We start from the raw sequence: 17895 nt of genomic DNA on the forward strand, positions 1-17895 counted from the left end.
AATAATCAGAGGAGGTGTTGCAGTGTTACAGCTGCTAATTTTGGCTGATGATTTTACGGGTGCTCTCGATACAGGAGTTCAGTTTTCAAGTCAAGGTATCAATACATTAGTAACAACTAATCAATCAGTAGATTATGCCAGTTTAGAAGATGAAATAGAAGTACTTGTCATCAATACAGAAAGCCGTTATCTGTCCTTTGAAGATTCGTATCAGATAGTTAGCAACATTCTGTCTGATGCTAAAAATTACGGTATTCCTTATTTTTATAAAAAAGTAGATTCAGCTCTTAGAGGGAATATCAGCAGTGAGATTAAAGCACTTTTAGACCAATTTCAGGAGAAAAAAGCAGTAATGGTTCCTGCATACCCAGCTATCAAGCGAGTGGTTCGGGGCGGAAAACTGTACATTGATGAGGCGCCTGTTTCAGATAGTGTTTTTGCCAAAGACCCTTATGAACCTGTGACTGAAAGTGATATTGCCAAACGTCTCAGTCAGGAGGCTGGTATTGAAACATCACTGGTAAGCCGTCACTCATTTTTGCAAGCTCAGCAACAGTTACTTCTATTCGACAGTGAAACAGAGGAAGAGATAGAAGAAATTGCAGCTGACCTCTATCAGCAAAACCTACTGTCAGTTAGTATCGGCTGTGCAGGCTTTGCTAAGTATCTGGTTAAGCAGCTTTTTCTTAAAAAGAAAATCTTAAAGCCACAGCTTACTAAACCGCTCCTTGTTATCTGTGGCTCAGTTAACCCGATTACCAGACAGCAAATTGAGTACGCTCAGGAAAAACACCACTTGCGTATTTCTTTGAGTTCTCAGGAATTGTTGGAAGAAAATTTTTGGCAGAGCGACAGTGGTCAAGATCAGTTGAAGATTTATTTAGAAAGTATTTTGCAAAGTGATTTGGCTATTATTGAAACGCTGGGTGAAAAAACCAGCCAGGATATTGTAGCTTATGCTCGAGCACAAGGGTTAGACAGAAATGCTATTCGTTTTAAAATCGGCCGCTCTTTAGGAGAACTCACTAAGCAGCTTTTAGAAAGGGACTTAGTTCGAACATTTCTTTTCACAGGCGGAGATACACTTTATCAGTCTATGCAGGTACTGCAGATTAATCAGATCAAGCCGATATGTGAAGTTAGTGCCGGCGTCGTTTTAGCTGAACTGACTTGGAAAGGCAAAACGATTCAAGTTATAACAAAATCCGGTGGTTTTGGACATCGGGAATTATTTGAAGATATTAGCAAAATGATACAAAAGGAGGAAAACTATGTTAACTGATTACAGTTTGAAAATGCCTAAAAATGTCTTGGCTGGGGAACATGCTCTAGAAGAAATAAAGACTGTTATTCCGGCTTCCACAAAAAAAATCGTGATTTTCACAGATAAGGGAATCATCAAGGCGGGTTTAGTTAAAGTGCTTGAGGAAGTTTTGATAGATTTAGGATTTCCTTATACAATCGTATCAGACATTCCTGCTGAACCGACTTATCATCAAGTTCAGAAAGTAGTCGATCAGTTTAAGGCTGAAAATGCTGATTTTATCATTGCAATTGGCGGAGGATCGGCCATGGACTCTGCTAAACTGGCTTCTATTCTTTCAACCGACGACTATGGTGTCAAGGATTTATTGGATGATCCACTGTTGGCTAAAAAACAAGTGCTTAGTTTATTGATTCCGACAACCGCAGGAACGGGCTCTGAAGCAACTCCCAATGCTATCGTATCTGTTCCTGAGAAAAACCTTAAGGTGGGTATTGTCAATGCAGAAATGATTCCGGATTTTGTTGTTTTAGATGCTCGCTTTATTAAAAATCTGCCGGTAAAAATTGCAGCAGCTCCCAGTGTAGATGCTATGTGCCATGCGATTGAATGCTTTACATCTAAAAAACGCAACCCTTTTTCAAACTCATTTGCCTTAGAAGCGTTTGACTTGATTTTTAATAATATTGAAGAAGCGACTTTGAACCCAGATGCTATGGAGCCAAAGAAAAAGATGCTGATTGCAGCTTTCTACGCTGGTGTCGCCATTACAGCTTCTGGAACAACGGCTATCCATGCCTTGTCTTATCCATTAGGCGGTAAATACCATATTGCACACGGGGTCTCCAATGCCATTCTTTTAATGCCCGTTATGAAATTTAATGAGCCAGCTATCAAGGAATATTTGGCAGAGGCCTATGACCGTGTTGTTCATGACGGTGATAGATCTTTATCAATCGATGAAAAATCTCATTATATTATCCAAGAAATGGATCGAATTGTTGACGTTCTCCAAATTCCAAAAAGCCTGACAGAGTTTGGTGTTCCCAAAAGCGATTTGGAAGAATTGGTGGCTTCGGGTATGGAAGTTCAGCGTCTTCTGGTGAACAATATGCGCCCAGTAACAGCAGACGATGCACGTAAAATCTATCAACAAGTTTTGTAAAAAGGCAAGAAAGTGAAATAAGGAGGGACAAATGACTAAAAAAATTATTGGTATTACTATGGGAGATCCTGCCGGAATCGGACCTGAAATTTCGATTAAAACCCTTAATAAACCTGAACTCTATGAACGCTGCCATCCGCTTTTGGTTGGCGACGCATCAGTGCTCACCTATTATTTAGCCAAACATCCTGAGCTTAATTTAAAGGTTAATATTATTCAGAATGCTAAAGACGGTAAGTATGAGTATGGGACGATTGATTTGATTGATTTAGGGATAGTTGATATGGCTGATTTTGAAATTGGTCAAGTGTCAACGACAGGCGGCGATGCAGCTTTCCAATATGTCAAAAAGGTCATTGAGCTAGCTTTAGCCAAAGAAATTGATGCAACGGTGACTAATCCGCTTAATAAAGAAGCCATGAATGCAGCAGGTCACCACTATGCCGGTCATACTGAAATTTATGCTGATCTGACTGGAACTGATAAATATACCATGATGCTGGCAGACGGCAACCTTCGTGTTGTCCATGTGTCTACCCACGTGTCACTGCGTGAGGCTTGTGATCGTGCGACTAAAGAACGTGTCTTGGATGTTATCCGCATTGCTGATAAAGCTTGTAAGAATCTTGGCATTAAAGAGCCTAGAGTTGCTGTTGCAGGACTTAATCCTCATTGCGGTGAAAATGGCCTTTTTGGCCGCGAAGAAATTGAACAGATTAATCCGGCTGTTGAGGCGGCTAAGGCTGAAGGAATCAATGTAGAGGGCAGTTTGCCTGCGGACACACTTTTTTCCAAAGCTAATGGCGGTATGTATGATATTGTTGTGGCCATGTATCATGACCAAGGTCACATTCCTTTGAAACTGCTTGGTTTTGTCTACGATCAGGAAAAAGGATCTTGGCAAGCTGTTCAAGGGGTCAATATCACACTGGGCTTGCCAATTATCCGTGCATCTGTTGATCATGGAACTGCCTTTGATCAGGCTGGACACTGGACAGCAAGTGAATTGAGCTTGGAAAATGCGATTGACTATGCCATTCGCTTAGCAGAAAATTCATAATGCAGATGTAGAAAATATTTAATGCAATCAACTTGTTTAATGAAGACAGCAGCAAGAATGATTCCTATTTGTTTTCTTATAGAGAAAAAGGGCACAAAATAGTTTGTAGATGGACCCTTAACTTTTACAAAAACAGTCATAAAATAAGAAATAAAATAAAGAGGTGAACTATGGTTACAGAGCTACCAAAGGTAAGAATGTCAGACCCTGATGGGGTTGTTTATCGAGATGAATTTTTGGGTGTAGATTTTTCCCTGATCCCAACTGGCGGCAAAGCAACAGCTCACGCTCCCGCTTTAATCGAAACCAAAGACGGCGGTCTCTTATGTGCTTGGTTCGCAGGAAGTTTTGAAGGCAGCGGTGATATTTCTATTGCTCTTTCTAAACTTGACCCAGAAAGGCAAGTCTGGTCTGTTCCTGTTATTGTTTCTAAGGGGAAGGACAGAAGTGAGCAAAATCCTGCCTTTTTCCGTGCTCCCGATGGGCAAATTTGGCTGATTTATACGTCTCAGCTCAGCCGTCAAGAAGGCAAGGATAACATGCAATTTACTTCCGTTATCATGGTTCAAAAATCAAGTGATGAAGGCCAGACATGGGGAGAGCCAGAGGTTCTCTTCCCAGAAGAAGGAACCTTCTCGCGTCAGGCGATTCAGATTTTGAGCAACGGCCGCTGGATTTTTGCAACTTGGCTGTGTGAAGATTCAGCAGAAGGCTTGACTAATGACCCAACTGAATTTCGGGTTTCTGATGATGACGGTCAAACTTGGAAACGTGTTCGCATGCCGGAAAGCAATGGCCGGGTACATGCTAATATTATTGAAACAGAACCAGGACATTTAGTGGCTTTTATGAGAAGCCGTTTTGCAGACAATATTTATACTAGTGAGTCTCATGATTTCGGCGATACATGGACTGTACCGCAAAGAACTGTTTTACCCAATAATAATGCCAGCATCAGTGCTGTCAAGTTGCAGTCAGGTGAAATTGCTCTGGCCTATAATGTTAATGCCGCTCCTCATCCAGAATTTGGCAAGGTTGCTTGGCCGGGCCTGCGTAATCCAGTTGCTGTTTCAATCTCAGAAGATTTTGGGCAAACTTGGCCTATCGGCCGAATTTTCGAAGCGGCAGAAGGGTTTATGGGAACAGAAAACAAAACAAATAATGCCCAATACGAATATCCAACGCTTTATCAGACTAAAGACGGATTGCTGCATCTTGTTTATGCCTACAAGAACAGACTTTGTGTCAAGTATGTACGTTTTTCAGTAGCCGATGTCTTCGGTGAAAAAAGAGAAGCAGATGCTGTTTACAACCCAACTTCAGGTGAAGGTGTTGAAAAATGAAAAACTTTGACTTTCTTAAATCTGCTGAAATAAAACGTTTTTATTTTTTAAAATATTGAAAAGGCTTTTATTTATGGTATAATGAAAGTTATCAAGGGAGTAGCTAGCGGTTTTGCCGTGATGTTGTCGTCAATACGAAACTGTTTTCCGGCAACATATTAAATAGCGAGACTTGTTTATCAAATAAACAGGTCTTTTTCTTTTAAAGACCGAGAAGGAGAAATATTTTGTCGAAAGAACAAAGAAAAGAAGCTTTCTATGTCCAAGACGAAAAGACTGTCTTATCCAGTTTGGAGACCTCTAAAAAGGGGCTGACAACTGCTGAGGCCAAACAGCGTCTGGCTGATTACGGACACAATGAATTGGATGAGGACGAAAAGCGTTCGATATTCGCTAAGTTCATGGATCAATTCAAAGACTTAATGATTATCATTTTGCTTGTGGCTGCTGTGCTTTCAGTGATTACTGAAGGGATGGAAGGCCTGACAGATGCTGTCATTATCCTTGTGGTTGTTGTCCTTAATGCAGCTTTTGGGGTCTATCAGGAAGGTCAGGCAGAAGCGGCTATTGAAGCTCTTAAATCAATGTCCAGTCCTTTAGCGCGTGTCCGCCGTGACGGGCATGTAACGGAGGTTGACTCTAAAGAATTGGTTCCCGGTGATGTGGTCCTGCTGGAAGCGGGCGATGTTGTGCCGGCTGATATGCGGCTGCTGGAAGCGGCTTCGCTGAAAATTGAAGAAGCAGCTCTGACGGGTGAATCGGTTCCTGTTGACAAAGATTTGGCAGCTGAAATTGCTGAGGATGCCGGTATCGGCGACCGTTTAAACATGGCCTATCAAAATTCCAATGTCACTTACGGCCGCGGTATGGGTGTGGTTACCAACACCGGTATGTTTACAGAAGTCGGTCATATTGCCGGCATGCTTGCCAATGCTGATGAAACCGATACACCGCTGAAACAAAACCTCAATCAACTTTCCAAAGTTTTAACTTATTTGGTTGTGGCGATTGCCATTATTACCTTTATTGTCGGTGTCTTTGTCCGTCATGAGCCGCCGCTTAAAGGTTTGATGACTGCGGTTGCTTTGGCCGTAGCTGCTATTCCTGAAGGACTGCCGGCGATTGTTACGGTTGTGCTTTCTCTGGGAACTCAGACACTGGCTAAACGTAAGTCTATTGTCCGTAAACTGCCGGCTGTTGAAACACTCGGGTCAACCGAAATTATTGCTTCGGATAAGACCGGGACGCTGACCATGAACCAAATGACTGTTGAAAAATTATACTACAGCGGTCAGCTGGTTGATGCTAATGATGATATTGATACTGACAATATGGCGCTGCGGGTCATGAATTTTGCCAATGACAGCAAACTTGATGTCAACGGAAAATTACTGGGGGATCCTACTGAAACCGCCCTTGTGCAGTACGGCTTGGATCATAATTTTGATATTCGTGATGTTCTCAAGGCAGAACCGCGCGTAGCAGAGCTGCCGTTTGATTCTGATCGCAAACTGATGTCAACCATTCATAAGATAGATCAGGATCAGTACCTCATTGCGGTAAAAGGAGCGCCCGATCAGCTCCTTAAACGTATCACCCAGATTGAGGAAAACGGAACAGTTCGTCCGATTACTGAAGACGATAAAAAGACCATCCTTGCAACCAACAAATCGCTTGCTAAGCAAGCTCTCCGCGTTCTCATGATGGCCTATAAGTACGATAATCAGATTCCGACTTTGGAAACAGAAGTTGTTGAAAACAACCTGATTTTTGCAGGTCTTGTCGGAATGATTGACCCGGAACGTCCGGAAGCTGCAGACGCTGTTCGTGTAGCCAAGGAAGCCGGTATTCGTCCGATTATGATTACCGGAGATCACCAAGATACAGCAGAAGCGATTGCTAAACGTCTGGGTATCATTGATGATGATGGCGTTGACCATGTATTTACAGGTGCAGAACTCAATGAGATTTCTGACGAGGACTTCCAAAAGGTCTTCAAGCAATACTCTGTTTATGCGCGTGTTTCGCCGGAACACAAGGTTCGTATTGTCAAGGCTTGGCAAAATGAAGGCAAGGTTGTTGCCATGACCGGTGACGGGGTTAACGATGCACCGTCTCTGAAAACAGCCGATATTGGTATTGGTATGGGAATTACCGGTACGGAAGTTTCTAAAGGTGCTTCTGATATGGTTCTTGCCGATGATAACTTCGCAACCATTATCGTAGCTGTCGAAGAAGGGCGCAAGGTCTTCTCCAATATCCAAAAATCTATCCAATACTTGCTTTCAGCTAACATGGCCGAAGTCTTCACCATCTTCTTTGCGACACTGTTTGGCTGGGATGTGCTTGAACCTGTTCATTTGCTTTGGATCAATCTGGTAACGGATACGCTGCCAGCGATTGCGCTTGGGGTTGAGCCTGCTGAGCCTGGTGTCATGAAACATAAACCGCGCGGCCGCAAGTCAAGCTTCTTCTCAGGCGGTGTTATGGGAGCCATAATTTATCAAGGTCTCCTGCAGACACTTCTGGTACTTGGTGTTTACGGATGGTCTCTGCTTTATCCGGAACATTCAGCCATGCGGGATATCCATGAAGATGCCTTAACGATGGCCTTTGCTACTTTGGGCTTAATTCAGCTTGTTCATGCGTATAATGTTAAGTCTGTTTACCAATCTGTCTTTAAAGTCGGACTTTTCCGCAACAAGCTCTTCAACTGGTCCATTCCTTTGGCCTTCATTATTCTGATGGTCACAATCGTTGTTCCGGGCTTTAATAAATTCTTCCACGTGGCGCATTTGAGTGTGACGCAGTGGCTGGCTGTTATTATAGGAAGTCTGCTCATGCTGGTTATTGTTGAAATAGTCAAAGCTGTTCAGCGGGCATTGGGACAAGATCAAAAAGCTATTTAAAAGTTGGGCGTCTAAAGTCCATTTAAGGAAAGCTGCAGTGCTTTCCTTTTTTATATGCTGAAAGCGAGCTGGATAAATTTTCACTTGATGAAACGGTTATTTCTAGTCGGAATAAGTGTTTCAGGTAAGAATTTATGGTAAAATAAAGTTACTTTATGTATTTAGAAAGAAACTGATGACTCAAATTTTTGCTCACAGAGGAAGTAAATCCAACCGTCCGGAAAATACAATGGCTGCTTTTGCGGAGGCGGCAGGTGTTGGCAGCGACGGCATTGAACTTGATGTTCACCGAACCAAAGACAATCAGCTGGTTGTTATTCATGATGAGTCTGTTGACCGCACGACAAACGGTCGGGGGCTTGTGCGGCATCTGACTTTGCAGCAGGTTAAAACCCTTGATGCCGGATCATGGTTTCATCCGTCTTATTTTCGTGAAAAAGTGCCAACTCTGGAAGAGGTTCTAACTTTTTTAGAGGAGCATCACTTTACAGGCATTCTGAATATTGAGCTGAAAACTAATAGGTACCCTTATCCTAAAATTGAAAAACAGATTGCACAGTTGATGCTTGCTAAAAAAAGGCCTTTTTCTCATATGTATTCCAGTTTTAATTTCTTTAGTTTGTTTCTAATGAAAAAGCACGATCCCAAGGCTGAGCGGGCTTATTTGGTAAAACTAAAACCCTTTTATTACTGGCTGGGACGGCATTTAAAGTTTATTGAAACAATACACTGTCATCGTTCGTACTTTTTGGACAGCAAGTCTCAAAAAGGAAAGCAAAAGCCGCTCAGGCTTTGGACTGTCAATAAAAAAAGTGATATGAAAAAAGCTTATTTAGCTGGTGTTAAAGGCATTATTACAGATAAACCGGAAGAAGCGGACAGAGTCAGAAGGTCTCTGTCACAGACGGAAATAAAGCACAGCAGTTGAGGGGATTTTGCCTTTTTCACCAGTATTTTGAAAATCCCGGCAAACTGTATTTTCAAAGCTGGGAAGAAAATAAGTGCTTCTGGAGGCGCTTTATGCTTTTCAAAAAAGACTGACAATTATTTTTGCCAGTCTTTTTTTGTTTGCATAAGAGTGTTAGCGCTAGGGCTTTAAAGATCAAATATCGTCATGGAGTTAAGCAGCTCTTTGGCCAAATGTTTGTTCTTATACGCTTGAAAAGCTGTCAGATGTCTGACCGCATTGTAGCGTTTACTGAGATTCCAGCTGCCGGTAGGATTGTATTCGGGGTGCTGATTGACGAAATCAATAGTCAAATCCCATTCTCGGATATAGCCAAGAGGTCTGGAATGATAGGTAACACCATCGAGGGCGACGTCGCCGAAACTTCTGTGAGCATGACCGAAAGTGACGTCTTTGATATTGTGCTGAACAAAGAGGTCGTGGAATTTCTGGCTGCCTAAAAAAGCGTTAAAGGGAGCAAAGCGCGGATGGGTCATAATAAACTGCTCGTGGGGAACAAAGTGCATGGCGACAATTAGCTTTTGACTTTCTAAAGAAGCCAGAGTCTGATCAAGTTTTGCCAATGATTCCTGAGCTATAGCGGGGTCATCTTTCAGCCGCTGCAGGCGCCGATCAAACCAAAATGTTTTTTTCAGCCGCTCGATTTGAGCAGGATCTTGGGCAGAAAAAGAGTAATCATACCAAGCATGAAGCGCCAGCAAAGATGCCTCACCGACCTGATGTGTCTGAAAATCAAAAGCCTGAATATGACGCTCATCTAAATCCAGCATATCATGGTTGCCCAGGTTATAGGTGACGGTCAGATCCTTCTGCAATTCGTCAATAAAAGGAAGCGTGTGGCTGTAAAAATGATTAGAGATATCTCCTGCCAGATGAAGATGGTCAATATGCTGTGCCTGCAGCAATTGCTTAAGAGTCTGCATCTCAAAGGTTCCAAAATGGTTGAGGTCAATGTGGAGATCGCTCATAATAGCAAGTTTTGTCATAAAAATATTGTACCACGATTTTTCAAAATGAGAGGGGCAGAAAGATTGCGACAACCATTTTTGCAAAAATTAATTGTACATACTGGCTGATTTGAACAAAAATAAGGCTCCTGAAGATTGTCTGCCTTATGCTGTGGCAGCAGGAACAGCCAACGCTTTGTCGCCGCATACGGGGCATTTTAAGCAAGAAGATCTAGACTGGATTTATCAGGAAGTTCACGTAGACATTTTGGATAATTAGCAGGTTCAAGCAGGGCTGTTTTGGTAATTTAGTGGGGCTGGAAATGCCGCCTGCCGTTGATTGACAGCGCTGCCAAAAAGCTTTATAATTTTTTATGCAGCTGCTGTTTACTGCAGAAGCTTTTTAGCATGGTCAGCGATTTTTTGGAGTGTATAGCTAAAGGAGGACAAATGAAGGCCTTTTATCAACTACTTAAAGAAAAATTTCCCACCAGAGCAGATATTCTGACTGAAATTATCAATCTGGAAGCGATTTGCCATCTGCCTAAGGGAACCGAGCATTTCGTCAGCGACCTGCATGGGGAATACCCGGCCTTTGATTATATTTTGAGAACCTGCTCAGGCTCTATTAAGTCTAAAATTCAGGAGTGTTTTGACCTCTATCAGCTGTCTGCTATAGATGTTCAAGAGTTCTGCCTCTTTGTTTACTATCCTGAACAAAAAATAGCTCTTGACAGACAAGATCTCTCGCAAGATGCTCTGCAGGAAAAGCTGATTACTATGGTACCCGTTCAGATTCAGGTTCTGAAATATCTTGGTAATAAATACACGCGCTCCAAGGTCCGCAAAAGTCTGCCGGCTAATTTTGCTTATATTATCGAAGAACTCTTGGCAGAAATAGAAAGAAACCCTGATAAAGAAGGCTACTTTGATGCTATCATTGATAAAATCACAGACCTCAGCCAGCTGGAAGAGCTGGTCATTGCTCTGTCCTATGTTATTCAGCGCTTAGCTGTAGATGTCTTGCACGTTGTCGGTGATATTTATGACCGCGGCAAATACCCTGATATCATTTTAAACCGTTTGGAAAAACTGCCCAATGTTGACATTCAGTGGGGCAATCATGACATTACCTGGATGGGGGCTGTTTCGGGCTCTTATGTCTGCATGATTAATGTCATTCGTATTGCTGCCAGATATAATAATTTAACTTTGATTGAAGACCGCTACGGCATCAATCTGAGAAAACTGGTTGATTACAGCCGCAAATATTATCAGCCTGTGCCGGCTTTTGATCCTATTTTAGATGAGGGACGGCTGTCTCAGGAAGATAGTGACTTGCTCAATCTTGTTCAGCAGGCCACGGCTATTTTACAATTTAAATTAGAAAGCCGTTTAATTCACCGTCGGCCGGATTTCCAGCTGGAGCACCGGCAGGTTTTGGACATGATAGACTATGCGAATAAGACAATTTGCCTGCAAGGCAAAGAGTATGCCCTGTCAGATTTCAACAGCAGCCGTATTGTGCCTGACAAGCCCTATGCACTAGATGCAGAAGAAGAAAAACTTCTGCAGCAGCTGATGCATGCCTTTCAGACATCAGAAAGCTTGAAGCGCCATGTTGATTTTTTATTTGAAAAAGGTTCCATGTATTTGCAGTACAACGGCAATTTGCTTTTTCACGGCTGCATTCCCCTGCATGAAAACGGTGATTTTAAATCATTGAAAATCAAGGACCGCAGCTATTCCGGCAAAGAATTGCTGGATTTATATGAGAAGGAAATTCGCCAGTCTTATCGGCATCCTGATAAGCACGAGGACTTTTCAACGGATTTGTTTTGGTATCTCTGGATTGGTGAAAATTCCTCTCTTTTCGGGAAAAAAGCCATGACCACATTTGAACGGTATTTCATTGAAGATAAGGCAACGCATGAAGAAATCAAAAATCCTTATTACCGGCTGCGAAATAACGAAAGTATCTGCCGGGATATCCTCAAGGAATTTGGCTTGAGTGAAGAAGGACACATTATCAACGGCCACACGCCTGTAAAGGAAAAAGACGGCGAGAACCCTGTTAAGGCGGGCGGTAAAATGCTTGTTATCGACGGCGGTTTTGCCAAAGCCTATCAAAAGAAAACAGGTCTTGCAGGCTATACCTTGGTTTTTAACAGCTATGGCATGCTTCTGGTGGCACACCAGCCCTTTACAAACAGTCAGGATGTTTTAATGGGCAAGTATGATATCCTTTCAGCCAGACGTCTGGTTGAGGAGTCGAGCCGCCGTATTTTAGTCAAAGATACCAATATCGGACATCGTATTTGCGATGAAATTAAACATCTGGAGTATCTTTATCAGCATTTTGATAAGTATTAACAGCTGATTTGAAGCACTCTGTCTGCTTAAGCAAAGTGAGCCTGAATCAGCTTTACTTTCGCATCGCTTCAAGCTGTACAAACAGCGGGGCAAGAGAATCAGCACCGTCAGCTGACTGATTTTCTGCCCTGCTTTTTTAGTTGTGCTTCTGTCAGCCTGCGACTTGCTCTCTGTTTAAAAATCCTTTAAGATAGACTTATGAACATTAAAGAAGAAATCCAAAGACTGGCCCGGGAAATCGGGATTTCAAAGATTGGCTTTACAACTGCCGATGATTTTGCTTACTTGGAAAAATCGCTGCGCGCTTCAGTTGAGGAAGGGCGTTCTTCAGGTTTTGAACATAAAAATATTGAAGAGCGGATTAAACCTAAGCTTTCTCTAGCAAGCGCCAAAACCATCATTTCCATTGCTGTAGCCTATCCGCACAGACTCCCTGAGAAACCGCCTAAAACACAGTACCGGCGCGGCAAGATTACTCCTAACAGCTGGGGCTTGGATTACCATTATGTTCTGGAGGATAAGCTCCAACGCTTAGCTGAGGGAATCGAAAAACTGACGGAACATTTTGAGTATAAAGGAATGGTGGACACCGGAGCGCTTGTTGATACAGCCGTGGCTCAGCGGGCCGGCATTGGTTTTATCGGCAAAAACGGTTTGGTCATTTCTAAAGAATTCGGCTCTTACATGTATCTGGGAGAATTGATTACCAATCTGGAAATTGAGCCGGACAGTCCTGTAGATTATGACTGCGGAGACTGCCGCCGCTGCCTGGATGCCTGTCCGACGTCCTGTTTGCTTGGCGATGGCACCATGAATGCTAAGTGCTGTCTTTCCTTTCAGACACAGGATAAGGGCATGATGGCTCTTGAATTCAGAAAGAAAATGAAGACGGTTATTTATGGCTGCGATATCTGCCAGATCTGCTGTCCCTACAATAAAGGGCTCAATAATCCTTTGGCCAGTACTATTGATCCAGAGCTGGCAGAGCCGGAACTGATTCCTTTTTTAAATTTGTCTAACAGTCAGTTTAAGAAAAAATTCGGTATGATTGCAGGCTCATGGCGGGGGAAAAATATTTTGCAGCGCAATGCTATCATTGCTCTGGCTAATGCCCACGATAAAAGTGCTGTTGTAAAGCTTCTGGAAATCATTGACAGCGGCCAAAATCCCATTCACACGGCGACAGCCATCTGGGCTTTGGGAGAGATTGTCAAAAAACCGACAGAAGAACTGCGGGACTTTATTTTAAGCATTGATTCAGAAAATGACGATATTATAAAAGAAAAAAATGCCCTGATTAATAGATGGCAATTTTAAATGAACTATGTTAGAATAAAACAGATACTGGAAAATGAGGTATGGAAAATGGATATGGCAGAAATACGCCAAAAATTAGCAGAAAATAAAGAAAAGCTGACTGGCTTTGGGAGGTCTCTTTGACTTAGATCGATTGGAAGAAGAGATTGCTCTCTTAGAAAATCGGATGACTGAGCCTGACTTTTGGGATGACAATGTTGCCGCTCAGAAGACTTCACAAGAGCTGAATGACCTAAAACTTAAGTATGATACTTTCCATAACATGGAAAATTTAGCCGATGAGGCTGAGATTTTGTATGAATTAGCCGATGAGGAGCCTTCGATGCAGGCTGAACTGGAAGAAAGTCTGGAAAAACTGGACAAGATAATGGCCAGCTATGAAATGACCCTTCTTTTATCAGAGCCCTACGATGCAAATAATGCGATCTTAGAAATTCATCCCGGTTCCGGCGGCACGGAAGCCCAGGACTGGGGCGACATGCTGCTGCGAATGTATACACGCTTTGGCAACAGCAAACATTTCAAGGTGGAAGTTTTGGACTATCAGGCGGGCGATGAAGCCGGCATCAAGTCTGTGACGCTGTCTTTTGAAGGTCCAAATGCTTACGGTCTTTTGAAGTCAGAGATGGGCGTTCACCGCTTGGTAAGAATTTCACCGTTTGACTCGGCTAAACGCCGCCACACTTCCTTTGCCTCTGTTGAAGTCATGCCTGAACTTGATGATACGATTGAAGTAGATATTCGGGATGAGGATATTAAGATGGACACTTTCCGTTCCGGAGGAGCCGGCGGTCAAAACGTCAACAAAGTTTCAACAGGTGTTCGCCTGACCCATATACCAACGGGTATCGTGGTGGCTTCAACAGTTGACCGTACACAATACGGCAACCGTGACCGGGCCATGAAAATGCTGCAGGCTAAACTCTATCAGCTGGAGCAGGAAAAGAAAGCTCAGGAAGTAGATGCCCTTAAGGGTGACAAAAAAGAAATCACTTGGGGCAGTCAGATTCGCTCCTATGTTTTCACCCCCTATACCATGGTGAAAGATCACCGCACAGGCTATGAAGTTGCGCAGGTTGATAAGGTTATGGACGGTGACTTGGATGGCTTCATTGATGCCTTTTTAAAATGGCGTATGGAGTAGAAAACCAGTTTTTACAAAGGAGAACTATTCTCCAAAGATATTATTAAAGAAAAGGAAATGCAAGACATGGCATTAATTCAAATGAAAGGTGTTACCAAAAAGTATCACCGCAGTACAACTGCCTTGAGAAATGTATCGCTTTCTGTCAATCAAGGTGAATTTGTCTATCTGGTAGGGCCGTCAGGTGCAGGGAAGTCCACCCTTATCAGACTGCTTTACCGTGAAGAAAGAACGACCAAAGGCTCTCTTAAGGTCGGCAAATTTAATCTGGCCAGAATGAAAAAGCGGGATATTCCCATTCTTCGCCGCGGTATCGGTGTTGTCTTTCAGGACTATAAACTTCTGCCCAATAAAACAGTGTTTGAAAACATCGCTTTTGCCATGGAAGTTATCGGCGAAAAGCCGCGTGTGATTAAAAAACGTGTAGCAGAAGTGCTTGACTTGGTCGGACTCAAAAATAAAATGCGTTCTTTTCCTGATCAGCTCTCAGGCGGGGAACAGCAGCGGGTTGCAATTGCCAGAGCTATTGTCAATAATCCTCAGGTTCTGATTGCTGACGAACCGACAGGAAATCTGGACCCTGAAATTTCATGGGAAATCATGCAGTTGCTGGAACGTATTAACCTTCAGGGAACTACTGTTTTGATGGCAACCCATAACCGTCAGATTGTAGATACACTTCGCCACCGTGTGGTTGCCATTGAAGACGGCCGCATTGTCCGCGATGAGGAGGAAGGAGACTACGGATACAATGATTAGAAGATTTTTCCGTCACTTATGGCAATCCATTAAAAATATCAAGCGCAATGGCTGGATGTCTATTGCCGCTATTACATCTGTAGCCATTACCCTGACTTTAGTCGGTATTTTTGCAGCTTTTCTCTTGAATACCGAAAAATTAGCATCCGGCATTGAAAAAAATGTTCAGATCAACACCTATTTGCAGGTTGATTCCAAAGATAATGTGCAGTCTTATGTTGATCCTGACAATTCAAACAAAAAGATTGATAACCCTGACTACCACAAGGTTTATAATCAGATTAAAAAGATCAAAAATGTTAAAACGATTACCTTTTCAAGTAAGGATGATCAGTTAGAAAAACTGAAGAAAACAATGGGTGATGACTGGACCCTGTTTGACGGGGACTCCAATCCTTTGTACGATGTTTACATTGTGCAGACAACCTCACCTCGCAAGGTTAAAACAGTAGCCAAGGCCATCAACAAAATTTCAGGTGTTGATTCAGTAGCTTACGGCGGTACTGATACAGAGCGGATCTTTGGGCTTGCCAACTTCATTCGAACTTGGGGGCTTGTCGGAACAGCTCTTTTGGTCTTAGTTGCTATCTTCTTGATTTCTAATACCATTCGAATCACCATTCTTTCCCGCCGCAATGAAATTCAAATCATGCGTCTGGTTGGTGCTAAAAACGGTTATATCAGAATGCCTTTCTTCTTTGAAGGTGCTTGGGTAGGACTTCTTGGCGCGATTGTTCCGTCATTGATTGTCTTTTATCTCTATCAGTTTGCCTTTGATCAGTTTAACCCTAATCTGGCAACTCAAAATTTGTCTCTTTATGAGCCTAATCCATTTGTCTTTTATCTGATTGGAGCGATGTTTGTCATTGGTATTATTATTGGCTCCATTGGTTCCGTGTTATCTATGAGACGCTTCTTAAAGATATAAGAAAATGAATTACTGATAATCTCCTCAGACTGTAACTGCAAAGGGAGCAGAATCAAAACCGATTTCTAATAAATTACGGTTTTGATTCTGCTCCCTTTTGTCTGATCTGATCAGTCAGTTTTGTAAGTGCTTCAGCCATTTTATAAGAGGTTTTATGCCGGCAGCTGTCAGCTAAAAGAAAGGATTGAAATTCTTTTCGTGACCGATATGGGTTGCAGATCCATGTCCTGGGAAAACCTGAAAGTGATTGGGGAGAGTAAAGAGCTTTTCTTTGATGCTGTTAATGAGCTGATCAAAATTGCCGGTCGGCAGATCAGTGCGGCCAATCGCTTCTCTAAAAAGAGCATCGCCTGAGAAAACACTTTCCTCCTCATCAAAGATAAAAGAGACACTTCCCCAAGAATGGCCGGGGGTCGGAACAACTTTGAAAGTAAATCCGGACAGCTGATAAATCTTATCATAGTCAAAGTAAAAATCAGCAGGAGCCACGATAACGTCTTCCATGTCATCGTGACGGGCAAGTCCGGACAGGTTGTCTACTGGGCTTGTCAGCCAAGAAGCTTCTTTTTCAGAAATATAGACAGGCGGGAAATCAAAGTTTTGGCGCACCGCATCAAGGCTTATAATGTGATCATAGTGGGCATGGGTGAGCAAAACAGCAGCAATCGGCTTGTTGATTGTTTTTAACTGTGCTATGATCTCATCAGTGTTGCTTCCCGGATCAATCAGGAGAACAGCTTGATCATTGATAAGGTAGTAGGTGTTTTCAAGTGCAGCGTCATTTAATGTTTGTAAAATTTCCATACCTTTAGTTTAACAAAATTGTTTTTCTTTTGAAATTAAAAAGAAAGAAATTGAACAATATTTTACATTGACTTTTTGCCATGTCCTGTTTATACTGCTGCTATATGGGAAATGGAGGTTTTTTATGACAAAAGTTGCTATTGTTACCGGTGCAGGACAGGGAATTGGTCTTGCTATTGCCAAGCGTCTTCACAAGGATGGCTTTAAGGTAGCTATTCTTGATTACAATACTCAGGCAGCACAGGATGCCGCTGCCAGTCTTTCAGAAACAGATGCTCTTGCTCTCAGCGTAGATGTATCTAAGCGTGAAGATGTTTTTGCAGCCTTTGACAAGGTTGTTGAAAAATTTGGTGATTTGACTGTTGTTGTCAATAATGCCGGACTTGGTCCGACAACTCCGGTTGAATCAATCACTGAAGAGCAGTTTAAGCAGGTTTACGGTGTCAATGTCGGCGGTGTCATCTGGGGAATACAGGCAGCTCAGAAGCATTTTAAGGCTTTGGGGCACGGCGGCAAAATTATTAATGCCACCTCTCAGGCAGGAGTGGTTGGCAATCCGGAATTAACCCTTTATTCAGGAACAAAATTTGCCGTGCGCGGCATCACGCAGGTAACAGCGCGTGATTTAGCCAAGGACGGCATCACTGTTAACGCCTTTGCACCTGGTATTGTCAAGACACCGATGATGTATGACATTGCTCACAAAGTTGGCAAAAACGCCGGCAAGGATGACGAGTGGGGCATGCAGCAGTTTGCTAAGGATATTACCCTGCAGCGTTTGTCAGAGCCGGAAGATGTAGCCAATGTTGTTGCTTTCTTGGCAAGACCTGATTCGGATTATGTTACGGGTCAAACCCTGCTTGTTGATGGCGGCATGCAGTTTCATTAAAATATTAAGAAAAGGCCTCAGGGTCT

15 protein-coding genes are annotated in these 17895 nt (G+C 42.8%); 13 read left to right on the forward strand and 2 right to left on the reverse strand.

The features are described from left to right. Window positions 1-22: 22 nt before the first annotated feature. From AC4HAF_RS02000 to AC4HAF_RS02025, 6 genes are all read left to right on the forward strand, one after another. A complete protein-coding gene (locus AC4HAF_RS02000) occupies window positions 23-1282 on the forward strand; it encodes a four-carbon acid sugar kinase family protein (RefSeq protein ID WP_491096458.1) in 1260 nt (419 codons plus the stop codon). Further along, a complete protein-coding gene (locus AC4HAF_RS02005) occupies window positions 1272-2429 on the forward strand; it encodes an iron-containing alcohol dehydrogenase (RefSeq protein ID WP_491090885.1) in 1158 nt (385 codons plus the stop codon). The genes AC4HAF_RS02000 and AC4HAF_RS02005 overlap by 11 nt, the downstream gene beginning before the upstream one ends. Before the next feature lie 31 nt (window positions 2430-2460). After that, the gene (gene pdxA, locus AC4HAF_RS02010; protein WP_491090883.1) at window positions 2461-3489 is read left to right on the forward strand and encodes a 4-hydroxythreonine-4-phosphate dehydrogenase PdxA; all 1029 of its coding nucleotides are present in this window, start codon (window positions 2461-2463) and stop codon (window positions 3487-3489) included. 170 nt (window positions 3490-3659) lie between these two features. After that, window positions 3660-4832, forward strand: a complete 1173-nt coding sequence (locus AC4HAF_RS02015) for a sialidase family protein (protein ID WP_491090881.1) — start codon at window positions 3660-3662, stop codon at window positions 4830-4832. Window positions 4833-5059: 227 nt separating this feature from the next. After that, the gene (locus tag AC4HAF_RS02020) at window positions 5060-7741 is read left to right on the forward strand and encodes a cation-translocating P-type ATPase (RefSeq protein WP_491090879.1); all 2682 of its coding nucleotides are present in this window, start codon (window positions 5060-5062) and stop codon (window positions 7739-7741) included. A 175-nt stretch (window positions 7742-7916) separates the two neighbouring features. Continuing rightward, on the forward strand, window positions 7917-8669 hold the full coding sequence (locus AC4HAF_RS02025) for a glycerophosphodiester phosphodiesterase (protein ID WP_491090878.1): 753 nt from the start codon (window positions 7917-7919) through the stop codon (window positions 8667-8669). A gap of 167 nt (window positions 8670-8836) precedes the next feature. Here AC4HAF_RS02025 and AC4HAF_RS02030 read toward each other — a convergent pair whose 3' ends face one another. After that, window positions 8837-9694 carry a metallophosphoesterase gene (locus AC4HAF_RS02030; RefSeq protein WP_491090877.1) on the reverse strand — a complete coding sequence of 286 codons (858 nt, stop codon included), beginning with the start codon at window positions 9692-9694 and terminating at the stop codon, window positions 8837-8839. Window positions 9695-9785: 91 nt separating this feature from the next. On the opposite strand from AC4HAF_RS02030, the gene AC4HAF_RS02035 reads away from it, so the two are divergent. The 6 genes from AC4HAF_RS02035 to ftsX all read left to right on the forward strand — a co-directional run bounded on the left by AC4HAF_RS02035 (window position 9786) and on the right by ftsX (window position 16176). Continuing rightward, window positions 9786-9935: a hypothetical protein gene (locus AC4HAF_RS02035; RefSeq protein ID WP_491090876.1), complete on the forward strand. Its 150-nt coding sequence runs from the start codon at window positions 9786-9788 to the stop codon at window positions 9933-9935. Between the two features lie 170 nt (window positions 9936-10105). Continuing rightward, window positions 10106-12028 carry a fructose-1,6-bisphosphatase gene (locus AC4HAF_RS02040; protein ID WP_491096459.1) on the forward strand — a complete coding sequence of 641 codons (1923 nt, stop codon included), beginning with the start codon at window positions 10106-10108 and terminating at the stop codon, window positions 12026-12028. Window positions 12029-12226: 198 nt separating this feature from the next. After that, window positions 12227-13345, forward strand: coding sequence for a tRNA epoxyqueuosine(34) reductase QueG (queG, locus tag AC4HAF_RS02045; protein ID WP_491096460.1), 1119 nt, complete (start codon window positions 12227-12229; stop codon window positions 13343-13345). Window positions 13346-13393: 48 nt separating this feature from the next. Then, window positions 13394-14489, forward strand: a protein-coding gene (prfB, locus tag AC4HAF_RS02050) for a peptide chain release factor 2 (RefSeq protein WP_491096548.1) whose coding sequence is annotated in 2 segments (ribosomal slippage) — window positions 13394-13465 and window positions 13467-14489 — 1095 coding nt in all. Because the reading frame shifts where the segments join, the coding sequence is not laid out codon by codon here. 66 nt (window positions 14490-14555) lie between these two features. Further along, window positions 14556-15248, forward strand: a complete 693-nt coding sequence (gene ftsE, locus AC4HAF_RS02055) for a cell division ATP-binding protein FtsE (RefSeq protein ID WP_491096461.1) — start codon at window positions 14556-14558, stop codon at window positions 15246-15248. Then, window positions 15241-16176 carry a permease-like cell division protein FtsX gene (gene ftsX / locus AC4HAF_RS02060; protein WP_491096462.1) on the forward strand — a complete coding sequence of 312 codons (936 nt, stop codon included), beginning with the start codon at window positions 15241-15243 and terminating at the stop codon, window positions 16174-16176. Before ftsE ends, ftsX begins: the two co-directional genes overlap by 8 nt. Before the next feature lie 171 nt (window positions 16177-16347). Here ftsX and AC4HAF_RS02065 read toward each other — a convergent pair whose 3' ends face one another. Continuing rightward, window positions 16348-16980 carry an MBL fold metallo-hydrolase gene (locus tag AC4HAF_RS02065; protein WP_491096463.1) on the reverse strand — a complete coding sequence of 211 codons (633 nt, stop codon included), beginning with the start codon at window positions 16978-16980 and terminating at the stop codon, window positions 16348-16350. Window positions 16981-17104: 124 nt separating this feature from the next. On the opposite strand from AC4HAF_RS02065, the gene AC4HAF_RS02070 reads away from it, so the two are divergent. Beyond that, on the forward strand, window positions 17105-17869 hold the full coding sequence (locus AC4HAF_RS02070; protein ID WP_491096464.1) for a (S)-acetoin forming diacetyl reductase: 765 nt from the start codon (window positions 17105-17107) through the stop codon (window positions 17867-17869). Window positions 17870-17895: the final 26 nt, after the last annotated feature.

Source organism: Streptococcus sp. ELY_90 (assembly GCF_058314475.1).